General features: G+C 70.1%; 11 protein-coding genes. 3 read left to right on the top strand and 8 right to left on the bottom strand.

The features are described 5' to 3' along the window. The 8 genes from AB0M52_RS23715 to AB0M52_RS23680 form a co-directional block, all read right to left on the bottom strand. Window positions 1–689: carbohydrate ABC transporter permease (locus tag AB0M52_RS23715; RefSeq protein WP_363957509.1), on the bottom strand; the 689-nt coding region annotated here is incomplete at its 3' end. Next, on the bottom strand, window positions 686–1,618 hold the full coding sequence (locus tag AB0M52_RS23710; protein WP_363957506.1) for a sugar ABC transporter permease: 933 nt from the start codon (window positions 1,616–1,618) through the stop codon (window positions 686–688). The genes AB0M52_RS23715 and AB0M52_RS23710, both read right to left, overlap by 4 nt. 54 nt (window positions 1,619–1,672) lie before the next feature. Next, a complete protein-coding gene (locus tag AB0M52_RS23705) occupies window positions 1,673–3,040 on the bottom strand; it encodes a sugar ABC transporter substrate-binding protein (RefSeq protein ID WP_363957503.1) in 1,368 nt (455 codons plus the stop codon). 54 nt (window positions 3,041–3,094) lie between these two features. Beyond that, window positions 3,095–3,856 carry a DeoR/GlpR family DNA-binding transcription regulator gene (locus AB0M52_RS23700; RefSeq protein ID WP_363957501.1) on the bottom strand — a complete coding sequence of 254 codons (762 nt, stop codon included), beginning with the start codon at window positions 3,854–3,856 and terminating at the stop codon, window positions 3,095–3,097. Between the two features lie 221 nt (window positions 3,857–4,077). Then, a complete protein-coding gene (locus AB0M52_RS23695; protein ID WP_363957498.1) occupies window positions 4,078–4,896 on the bottom strand; it encodes a hypothetical protein in 819 nt (272 codons plus the stop codon). Next, window positions 4,886–5,401, bottom strand: coding sequence for a sigma-70 family RNA polymerase sigma factor (locus AB0M52_RS23690; protein ID WP_363957495.1), 516 nt, complete (start codon window positions 5,399–5,401; stop codon window positions 4,886–4,888). Before AB0M52_RS23690 ends, AB0M52_RS23695 begins: the two co-directional genes overlap by 11 nt. 140 nt (window positions 5,402–5,541) lie before the next feature. Then, window positions 5,542–6,168 (bottom strand): hypothetical protein, encoded by a 627-nt coding sequence (locus AB0M52_RS23685; RefSeq protein WP_363957492.1) that lies wholly within the window; start codon window positions 6,166–6,168, stop codon window positions 5,542–5,544. A 173-nt stretch (window positions 6,169–6,341) separates the two neighbouring features. Then, complete coding sequence (locus AB0M52_RS23680) at window positions 6,342–6,755, bottom strand: hypothetical protein (protein ID WP_363957489.1); 414 nt, start codon at window positions 6,753–6,755, stop codon at window positions 6,342–6,344. A gap of 391 nt (window positions 6,756–7,146) precedes the next feature. Between AB0M52_RS23680 and AB0M52_RS23675 the strand changes: the two genes are divergently transcribed. The 3 genes from AB0M52_RS23675 to AB0M52_RS23665 all read left to right on the top strand — a co-directional run bounded on the left by AB0M52_RS23675 (window position 7,147) and on the right by AB0M52_RS23665 (window position 10,211). Further along, the gene (locus tag AB0M52_RS23675) at window positions 7,147–7,500 is read left to right on the top strand and encodes a DUF4212 domain-containing protein (protein WP_363957486.1); all 354 of its coding nucleotides are present in this window, start codon (window positions 7,147–7,149) and stop codon (window positions 7,498–7,500) included. After that, window positions 7,497–9,182, top strand: coding sequence for a sodium:solute symporter family protein (locus AB0M52_RS23670; RefSeq protein WP_363957483.1), 1,686 nt, complete (start codon window positions 7,497–7,499; stop codon window positions 9,180–9,182). Before AB0M52_RS23675 ends, AB0M52_RS23670 begins: the two co-directional genes overlap by 4 nt. Before the next feature lie 222 nt (window positions 9,183–9,404). Next, window positions 9,405–10,211 carry an SDR family oxidoreductase gene (locus AB0M52_RS23665; RefSeq protein WP_363957480.1) on the top strand — a complete coding sequence of 269 codons (807 nt, stop codon included), beginning with the start codon at window positions 9,405–9,407 and terminating at the stop codon, window positions 10,209–10,211. Window positions 10,212–10,425 lie beyond the last annotated feature (214 nt).

Here is a 10,425-nt window from a genome sequence, read left to right as displayed (position 1 = left end):
AAGAAGAACTCGTTCCAGCTGAAGATGAAGCAGATCAGCGCGGTGGCGGCCAGGCCGGGCGCGACGATCGGCAGCAGGATGCGCCGGATGGTGACGATCAGGTTGGCGCCGTCCATGGCCGCCGCCTCGATCAGCGCCGGCGGCACCTCGAGCAGGAACGAGCGCATCATCCACACCGCGAGTGGCAGGTTCATGGCCGTGTAGAGCACGACCATGGTCCAGATGTTGTCCAGCATGCCGAGTTCCTTGACCAGCAGGTAGATCGGCAGCAGGGCGGCGACCACCGGCAGCATCTTCGTGCTGATGAAGAAGAACAGCACGTCGCGCCACTTGGCGACCGGCCGGATCGACAGCGCGTACGCCGCCGGGGTGGCCAGCAGCAGCACCAGCAGGGTGGAAAGCAGGCTGGCCATCATCGAGTTGAGCAGGTACGGCGTGATGTCCCGGTCGAAGACCTGCCGGTAGCCGTCGAGGACCGGAGTGAAGAACCAGGACGGCGGGTTGCTGGCCGCGTCGACCTCGCGCTTGAAGCCGGTGAGCACCATCCAGAACACCGGCAGGAAGAACAACAGCCCGGCGAGCCAGGCCAGCACGGTCCAGGCCGCTCCGGTCACGCCGGTGCTGCGGCGGGCCGGGCCGGCGGTGCTGCGACGGGTCGCGCCGGCGGCGCGTTGACGTAGGGCGGTCATCGCGCGTCCTCCATCCGGAACAGGCTGGAGATCACCCGCAGCGCGAAGGTGGCGACGATGATGGTGCCGATCACCACCACGACGCCGGCTGCGGCGGCCTCGCCGTACTCGAACTTGCGGAAGGTGGTCAGGTAGATCTCGTACGGCAGGTTGGTGGTGGCCCGGCCGGGTCCGCCCTGGGTGATGGTGAAGACCGCGTCGAAGGTCTGCACCAGGTAGATGGAGCCGAGCAGGGCCCCCAGCTCCAGGTACGGCCGCAGGTAGGGCAGGGTCACCCGGGTGAAGGTCTGCCAGGGCCCGGCGCCGTCCACCCGGGCGGCTTCGAGCGTCTCCAGGGACTGGCCCTGCAACCCGGCCAGGATGATCAGCATCATGAACGGGGTCCACTGCCAGACCAGCGCGGCGACCACAGAGACCATCGGGTACTGCGACACCCAGTCGGTGCTGCCGCCGAGGATGCCGTTGATCAGGCCGTACGACGGGTTGTAGATGGCGTGTTTCCAGAGCAGCGCCGCCGCCATCGGCATCACCAGGAACGGGGTGATGAGCAGGGTACGGACGATGCCCCGGCCGGGGAACTTGCGGTCCAGCAGGATAGCCAGGCCGAGGCCGAGCAGCACGGACAGGATCACCGACGAGGCGGTGAGCACCACCGTGTTCACCAGGGCGGCGCGCAGCCGGTCGTCGGTGAGCACCCGCCCGTAGTTGGCCAGCCCGATGAACTCACGGCTGCCGGGCCGCAGCACGTTCCAGCTCTGGGTGGACAGGTAGAGGGTGAACAGGAACGGCAGCTGGGTCACCACGATGGCGAAGACGAGGGCCGGCAGCAGCGGGGCCCGGCGGGCCCAGCGTTGCCCCCGGCCAGGACGGGAGGGTCGTACGGTGGGGCGCGGTGTCGCGCCCGCACCGGTGGTGATGGTCGTGGTCATCGGTCCACCTCGGGGCAGGGCCGGGGCCGGCCGGTGGCCGACCCCGGCACGCGACTACCGGTGTTTGTTGGCGACGTCCTCGGCCAGCCGCTGGCCGTCGGCGAGCGCCTTGTCGACGGTGATCTGGCCGGCGATCGCGGCCGACACTTCCTGCGACACCTTCGTGCCGAGGTCGGCGAACTCCGGGATGCCGACGAACTGCACGCCGAGCGCGGGGCGCGGTTGCACCCCCGGGTTGACCGGGTCGGCCTCCTGGATGGACTTGAGCGTGATGTCGGCGAAGGCGGTGGCGGAGTCGCGGTACTCGGCGATCTGGTAGGTGGATTGGCGCTTGCCGGCCGGCACCCGGGACCAGCCGAGCGAGGAGCCGATCAGCGCCTCGTACTCCTTGCCGGTGGCCCAGGAGATGAACTTCCAGGCGGCGTCGGCGTTCTTGGTGGTCTTCGGCATTGCGAGGGCCCAGGCCCACAGCCAGCCTGAGGATTCGGTCTTGTTGACCGGCGCGTACGCGTAGCCGACCTTGCCGGCGACGGTGCTGGAGTTGGCGTCCTCCAGCGTGCCGGCGGCGGAGGTGGCGTCGTACCACATGGCCGCCTTGCCCTGGCCGAACGTGTTCAGGCACTCGGTGAACCCGGCCTGCGGGGCGCCCGGTTGGCCGTGCGAGCGGATCAGGTCGACGTAGAACTTCGTCGCCTCGGTGAACTCGGGCGCGTTCACCTTGGGCGTCCAGTCCTTCTCGAACCAGGTGCCGCCGAAGGTGTTCACCACGGTGGTCAGCGGCGCGAACAGCTCTCCCCAGCCGGGCAGGCCGCGCAGGCAGATGCCGGCGACGCCAGCGCTCTTGTCGTCGAGCTGGGCGGCGAACTGGGCGACCTGCTGCCAGGTGGGCCGCTCGGGCATGGTGATGCCCTTGGCCGCGAAGAGTTCCTTGTTGTACATCAGGAAGGACGACTCGCCGTAGAACGGCGCGGCGTAGAGCTTGCCGTCGGCGCCGGAGAGCGAGGCGACCATCGGCTGGAGCAGGTCGGCCTTGTCGTATCCGGTGTCGGCGTCGGCGTACGAGCTGAGTTCGTGCAGCCAGTCGTTCTGCGCCCAGATGGGCGCCTCGTAGGCACCGATCGTCGCCACGTCGTACTGCCCGCCCTGGGTGGCGACGTCCTGAGTCACCTTGTCGCGCAGTTCGTTCTCCGGCAGGATCGTGAACCGCACCGTGATCCCGGTCTGCTTGGTGAAGTTGTCGGCGGTGACCTTGGCCAGGTCTTCCATCTGCGGGTTGCCGACCATCAGCACGGTGATGGCCGTACCGTCGCCGTCGCCGGACGAGCCGCCGCCGGCTCCGGAGCAGGCGGTCGAAGCCAGACCGACCGCGAGGGCGACGGCGAGCGTGCCGCGCCATCGGCGAGGAGATCGTGTTCTGGGCACAGCAAACCTCCATGGTGGTGGTGTGGTGGGTGAAGGAGGGATCAGCCGGGGCGCTCAGACGCGCAGCACCACCGGGCCGAGCAGTGAGTAACGGTGTGCCTCGGACGCCGGCAGCGCGGTGTCCGTGACGATGGTGTCGACGTCGGCGACGTCGGCGAAGCGGCAGAAGCTGTGGCCGCCGAACTTGGTGTGCACCCCGGCGAACACCACCCGCCGGGACACCGCCATCACCTGGGCCTTGACGGCCGCCACGGCCGGGTCCGGCGTGGTCAGCCCGTGCTTGCGGGAGATGCCGTTCGCCCCGACGTAGGCCAGGTCGATGACGAAGCTGGCGAGCATGCGGGTGGCCCAGTGGTCGACGGTGGCCAGCGTGCGTCCGCGGACCCGGCCACCGAGCAGCAGCACGGTGATGGTCGGGTACGCCGCCAGCGCCGCCGCGGTGTGCAGCGAGGCGGTCACCACGGTCAGCGGCCGGTGGGTGGGCAGCGCCTCGGCGATGAGTTGCGGGGTGTAGCCCTCGTCGATGAAGACCGACTCCGCGTCGCCGAGGTGCTCGACGGCCGCGGTGGCGATCCGCCGCTTCTCCACGACCATCCGGGTGGCCCGGGTTTCCAGGGTGGTCTCGAAGCGGGCGGTTTCCACCGGGTATGCGCCGCCGTGCGTCCGCCGCACCAGGCCCTGCTGGGCCAGCAGGCTCAGGTCGCGTCGGATCGTCTCCGGCGCGACGGCCAGGTCGGCGGCCAGCTTCCGCACGTCGACGTCGCCCTGACGGCGCGCCAGCGTGAGGATGTGGTGTCTGCGCTCCGTTGCGTCCACTTTGCACCTCCTGCCGGCCCGTGGGTCTTTTTGTAACACCGTTAACGGCGCGTGACCCCGGTCACATGCAGGTCAATCTGGTGGTTTTGCTGCCCGAGCACCAGCCCCGAACGGGCAGTCGGGAACGGGCGATCAGGCGCATACCGCGCATACTGATCGCCCGTTTGGCCCTGCTGTCTGCCCGATCTCCACCCGAGACGCCCGCTCGGGCACGCGATCCGTCACCCCGGCGCAGCGCCGTTGTCGACGAACCGGAACCGGGTGGTCAGGGGTGCGTCGCCGAGTTCCTCGAGGATCAGGCCACGGGTCGCGGAGTTCTGCAGATAGGCGGAGTGGTTGCTGATCGCGTACGTCGGCGCGCCGTTCCGTTGCCCGTCGCGGACGATCGAGAACTGCTGCCTCGGCTCTTCCGGGGCGCAGGGGGCCGCGACCACCCGCAGCGGCTGGCTGCCCGAGGACCGGACCTCCCAGCAGGTGTCGGTCAGGTCGTCGGTGCCCGGCTCCGCGGTGCGGATCAGATAGGTGTCGGGCCCCTGCGGCGCGAACACGAACAGCTGGCGGCCTTCGTCGCCGTCGACCTCGGCGAGCCGACCGTCGTCGAGCAGCGACAGCCCGGCCGCCTGGTCCGACACCCGCACGATGGTGACCTGACGCTGCCCGGACAGCACCGTATCGGAACCCGGCGGGCTGGACGTCCCGGAGGTCGGGCTGGAGGCGCCGGAGGTCGGGCCGGCGGACGGGCTGGACGGGCCGGAGCCGGATGGGGTGGTGGCCGGGGCCGGGGTGGGGTCGGTCGGGATCGGGGTCGGCTCGGCCGGGCCGACCGGGATGGTGTGCGGCGCCCCGGCGAGACGGATCACGACCGCACCCGCGCCGAGCGCACCGACCAGGACGGCGCCGGCGGCGACCGCGGCGACATGGCGACGCCGGCGACGGGTGTCGCCACGGCGCCGGATCTCGGTGGCGGCGTGAATCATCCCCCGCCCGCCGTGCCGGGCCACCGCCCGCAGCGCGTCGTCGAGATTCCGGTCAGACGTCATGGCTCCTCCCCCCGCCCGTGCTCTGGTACTCGTCGTCGGCCAGGTGCGCGGCAAGCGCTCTGCGTCCCCGGGCGAGCCGCGTCTTGACGGTGTTCGCGTTGGCACCGACCTCCGTCGCGATCTCGGCCACGCTGAGACCGACCAGGTGGTGCAGGACCACGACCCGGCGTTGCTCGGTGGGTATGCGCCGCAGCGCGGCCACCACCGCGACGTGGTCGACCGTGGTCGCCTCGACGTGCTGCTCGGCGAGGTGCCGGCGGTGGGCGCTGAGCCGGTTGACCGCCTTGCGCCAGGCGCTCACCGCCACCCGGTACGCCACGCTGCGTACCCAGGCCTCCGGGCTGTCGCACTCCCGTACGGACGCCCAGCGGTCCCAGGCCCGGGCGTACGCCTCCGCCACCGCGTCCTCGGCCTCGGCCCGGCTGCCGATCATCGCGTACAGGTGACCCAGCACCCGCTGGGCGGACGCGGAGTAGAAGGCGTCGAACTCCTCAGCGTCGCGCATCGATCATTGTCTCCACCCGGACTGGTCGATCGTGGTCATGACTACAAGGATGCGGCGACCGATGCCGGGCCGCATCCCGTCGCGACGCCGGTGGCGGCCCTGACCGGAGTGCCCGTCCGGCCGGGGCCGCCACCAAGGCGTCACCCGCGACGCGGTGCCGGCCCGGTGTCGTTGAACCGGAAACTGCTCGCCGGAGGCGCGTCGCCCAACTCCTCCAGAATCAGACCGGATCGCGCGGAGGTCCGCAGGTACGCCCACTGGTTGCTGATCACGAACTCCCGGGCCCCGCCGCCGGCGGCCGGAGCGATCACGAACCGCTGGCGCGGGTCGCCGGCCCGGCAGGTGGCGCCCCGCACCACCAGCGGCTGCGCGTTGCCCGGGTTGTGCGCCTGCCAGCAGACCGGCTGCCCGGTGCCGCCGCCGTAGTACGACTTGATCAGGAACTCCTGCTTGCCCAACGGGGTCGGCACGAACACCTGCCGGCCCCGGTCGTCGTCCACCTCGGCCAGCCGCCCGCCGTCGAGCAGCGACAGCCCCGACTCGAACGCGCCGACCCGTACGATCGTGACCCGACGCTTGCCGGAGAGCACCGGATCCGTGGCCTTGGTCCCCGGCTTCGCGGCACCGGGCGTCTCCGTCACCGCGACCGCCGCCGGCCCGACCGCAGGAACGTCACCCTCGGACGCCGACGCCACTCCGTACACCCCTACGGCGGCGCCGGCCAGCGCCACCAGACCCACACCGGCGAGCCATCTCCCCAACAACACGGTTCTCCCCACCCTCCTGCGGCTGCCGCGGCCACGCGCCCGCTCCTGCCGGCCCGAGGTCCTCGGTCGATACAGCCTGATGACGCGTGGGTGTGGAAGGTGGTTTCACCGGCCCGCCAAGACTTTCTGCGCGCCAAATTCAGGGGTTCTGGCCGGCGTGGGAGAGCAGACGATCAGCGGAGCGAGATCAGGCGCATCCCGGTACGGATCAGGACCACCGCCCCGCCGGCGACCATGACCATGCCGATGCCGGGCATCAGCTGACCCCAACTGTCGGTGCTGGCGCTGATGCTGATGAGACGTGCGACCTGCCAGCCGACGAGGGCGGCCGCCGCCAGCCCGGGGAGCAGGCAGTGCGCGATGGCGACCTTGCGGTACGGCAGCAGGGCACCGGCGATGGCGATGAACGCCGCACTCAACGTCCACAGACCGGGTCCGGCCGCGCCGGAGAGCGACCCGAACGGCGTGATCACCCACGGGAGCAGCGAGCCGACCAGCGCGAGCACGCCGCCGACGAACATTCCGAGGCTGCCGGGGTGGAGGATGCGCCGGCGAACCGGCGCGGCGGTGGATGCGGTGTCGGCCATCTCCGGATGTTAGGCGGTGGCGGGCCGGTGACCGAGCGGGCAATCGGCGAGCGGTCGCCCTGCATCGGTGGACGGTCGGCTCGCTGTCACGAACAGCCGCAAAACAGACGACGCTCATCGCTGCTGCGGGTCCACGGACCGCTCATCGCATCCCGTCGACCGTTCACCGCCCCGTACCGGCACATGGCGGATCAACTCTTGCCCGACGGAGCCGCGTCACGTTCCCTTCCCAGACTAAAGGTGTGACCGACCGCACAACCGCGTCAGGTGCCGGGGCGTGGGAGCGCGGATCGGGCAGCGGCAACAGCTCCGTGCCACCACCAGCCGGGCGCCGTGTCGCAGGCCCCTCGCCGGATCCGCTTGTTCCGTACCGACTAGGAGGCTCCAGGACATGACCGAGGTAACCCCCGATGTGGACACCCGTGGCGGTGAACCGCCACCGGCGTCACCACCACCGACGGCACCGCCGGACAACGGCTGGCGCAAGGAGTACTGGAGCCGCAACCTCCGGCTCATGGTGATCCTGCTGGCCATCTGGTTCACCGTTTCGTTCGGCTTCGGCATTCTGCTCGTCGAGCCGCTGAACAAGATCGTGATCGCCGGATTCCCGCTCGGCTTCTGGTTCGCCCAACAGGGATCGATCTACGTCTTCGTAATTCTGATTCTGGTCTACGCGAAGATGATGGATCGCTTGGACAACCAGTTCGGCGTCGATGAGCAGGAGACCGAGGGGGCGAGCAAGTGAGCCAGATCCAAACCTGGACGCTCGTCTTCATCGGCGGCTCCTTCGCCGTCTACCTCTACATCGCCTGGCGCAGCCGGGTGAAGGAGACCGCCGGCTTCTACGTGGCCGGCCAGGGCATCCCCACGATCGCCAACGGTGCCGCCGTCGCCGCCGACTGGATGTCGGCCGCGTCGTTCATCTCGATGGCCGGCCTGATCGCCTTCCTGGGATCGGACGGCTCCATCTACCTGATGGGCTGGACCGGCGGCTACGTGCTGCTGGCCCTGCTGATCGCCCCCTACCTGCGCAAGTGGGGCAAGTTCACGGTGCCCGAGTTCGTCGGTGACCGGTACTCGGAGACCGTCCGGACCATCGCCGCCGTCGCCGCGATCATCATCTCCTTCACCTACGTGGTCGGGCAGATGCGCGGCGGCGGCATCGTCTTCAGCCGGTTCCTGGGCCTGGACGTCACCGGCGGCGTCATCGTCGCCGCCGTGGTCATCGGCCTGTACGCGGTGCTCGGCGGAATGAAGGGCATCACCTGGACGCAGGTGGCGCAGTACACGGTGCTGATCGTCGCCTACCTGATCCCCGCGGTCGCGGTGGCCCAGCAGATGACCGGCATTCCGATTCCGCAGGTGTCCTTCGGGCAGATCCTCGCCGAACTCAACACGATCAGCGTCCAGATGGGCCTGCACGAGTTCACCGACGCGTTCGCGGCCCGACCGCAGATCGACGTATTCCTGGTGACGATGTCGCTGATGATCGGCACCGCCGGTCTGCCGCACGTGATCGTCCGGTTCTACACCACGAAGAGCGTGCGGGGTGCCCGCTACTCGGCCTTCTGGGCACTCTTCTTCATCGCGCTGCTCTACACCACCGCCCCGGCGGTGGGCGCGTTCACCAAGCTGAACCTCCTGCAGAACGTGAACGGGGTCTCCGCGGACGCGCTGCCCTCGTGGGTGGAGAACTGGGCGGCGACCGGTCTCGTCACGGTCGGCGACGGGGTGCAGACCATCTCGACGGTCAGCAACAGCCCGACATCCGGGGCGGACCTGATCGTCAACAACGACATCCTCGTGTTGGCCAGCCCCGAGATCGCCGGGCTGCCGGCACCGATCGTGGGTCTGGTGGCGGCCGGCGGCCTGGCCGCCGCGATGTCCACCGCGGCCGGGTTGCTGCTGGTGATCTCGTCGTCCTTCTCGCACGACCTGTACTTCCGCCGGGTCAAGCGGGACTCGACCGACAAGCAGCGGCTGCTCGCCGGCCGGATCGCGATGGGCCTCGCGGTGCTGATCTCGATCTACGCCGGTATCAACCCGCCCGCGTTCGTGGCGCAGGTGGTCGCGTTCGCGTTCGGTCTGGCAGCGGCGAGCTTCTTCCCGGTCATCGTGCTCGGCATCTTCTGGAAACGATGTAACGCGACCGGTGCGGCCGCCGGCATGGTGACCGGTATGGCGTTCACCGCCACATACATGATCTACACGCTGCCGGTGTTCGGCACTGCGGCCAACCCGCACATCCTCGACATCAGCCCGGAGGGCATCGGCACCATCGGTGCCATCGTCAACTTCATCGTGACGATCGTGGTGTCGAAGATGACGGCGCCGCCACCGGCGGAGATCTCCGAGATGGTGGAGAGCATCCGCTACCCGGCAGCCCGGCGGGAGGTGGCCGCCGCGGGCGCCAGCGACGCCGCCTGATCCGAGCCGTCCTCATCAGATACCACCACTGGTCGCCGGTCCCACCATCGCGGTGGGGCCGGCGACCGGCCGTTCGGCCGCACCGGCCATCCGCCGCTCCGCCAGCCGCGACCAGGCCGGATCAACAAGGCCGTCAATACTTGACACTGTTGTCAACTTGGTGAAGACTCGACGCCGACGCCGATGAGTGACGGCGACCTTCGCCCGGTTGGGAGCTGGCACATGCGCGCGCTACTGCCGAAGGACCTGTTGCGTCAGCGGACCGTGTTCGTCAGCGGCGGCGGCAGCGGGGTCAACCTGGCCATCGCCAAGGCCTGCGCCGGGGTCGGCGCCAACCTGGTGATCTGCGGGCGCACCGAGACCAAACTCAAGGACGCGGTCGAGGAACTCACCGCGATCGGCGCCGAGGCGGCCTACGCGGTCGCCGACGTACGCGACGCCACCGCGGTCAAGGCCGCCTTCGAGCTGGCCGAGGAGCGCTTCGGCGCGGTCGACGCGGTGGTCTGCGGTGCCGCCGGCAACTTCCTCGCCCCGGCCGAACGGATCAGCTCCAACGGTTTTCGCGCGGTGGTGGACATCGACCTGTTGGGCAGCTTCCACTGCGCGCACGCCGCGTACGAGCAGCTGCGCCGTACCCGGGGCACCGTCCTGTTCGTCTCCGGCGGGCAGTCGCAGATGCCGTTCGCCCGCCAGGCGCACGTGGCGGCCGCCAAGGCCGGCGTGGACCAGCTCATGCGGTCGCTGGCGCTGGAGTGGGCGCCGCACGGCATCCGCTCCAACTCGATCGTGCCCGGCCCGGTCAGCGGCACCGAGGGCATGCGCCGGCTGGCCGAGTCGGTCACCGAGCAGGTGTGGTCCGGCATGGTGCCGCTGGGCCGGTTCGCCGAGCCGGAGGAGATCGCCCAGATGGCGGTCGTGCTGCTGTCGCCGCTGGCCGCATACGTCAACGGGGCTCAGGTCGTGGTGGACGGAGGCATGGCGATGGTCGGGTCCGCCGTCTTCAACCAGGCCGTCCACCAGGCCGGCTGATCCCAGGCCACCCACGCCGCCCGCCCCGGCCACGTCCACCGCTCTCACTCGCCCGCACCTGCGTCGCGGCCACGTCCACCGGATTCGTCCGCAAACCCGCGCCGGCGCCGCCCGGCGCGTTGACATCCATCGCAGCCGAGCCGGCGCGTGGAAGCGGCGGTCCACGGCGGCGTCGACGGTCTGCAGGCGGGCGGAGCCGTCCACGTGCGTCACC

This window comes from Micromonospora sp. NPDC051296 (genome assembly GCF_040682255.1).
Lineage (GTDB): Bacteria > Actinomycetota > Actinomycetes > Mycobacteriales > Micromonosporaceae > Micromonospora > Micromonospora craterilacus.
Note: the sequence above shows the minus strand (reverse complement) of the source record. Positions and strands in the feature narration are given on the sequence as shown.

What these genes read in the sequence shown, in the direction of transcription:
- AB0M52_RS23710 (WP_363957506.1), bottom strand. Translation starts at nt 1,618, where the DNA reads ATGACCACGACCATCACCACCGGTGCGGGCGCGACACCGCGCCCCACC.
- AB0M52_RS23695 (WP_363957498.1), bottom strand. Translation starts at nt 4,896, where the DNA reads ATGACGTCTGACCGGAATCTCGACGACGCGCTGCGGGCGGTGGCCCGG.
- AB0M52_RS23690 (WP_363957495.1), bottom strand. Translation starts at nt 5,401, where the DNA reads ATGCGCGACGCTGAGGAGTTCGACGCCTTCTACTCCGCGTCCGCCCAG.
- AB0M52_RS23680 (WP_363957489.1), bottom strand. Translation starts at nt 6,755, where the DNA reads ATGGCCGACACCGCATCCACCGCCGCGCCGGTTCGCCGGCGCATCCTC.
- AB0M52_RS23675 (WP_363957486.1), top strand. Translation starts at nt 7,147, where the DNA reads ATGACCGAGGTAACCCCCGATGTGGACACCCGTGGCGGTGAACCGCCA.
- AB0M52_RS23665 (WP_363957480.1), top strand. Translation starts at nt 9,405, where the DNA reads ATGCGCGCGCTACTGCCGAAGGACCTGTTGCGTCAGCGGACCGTGTTC.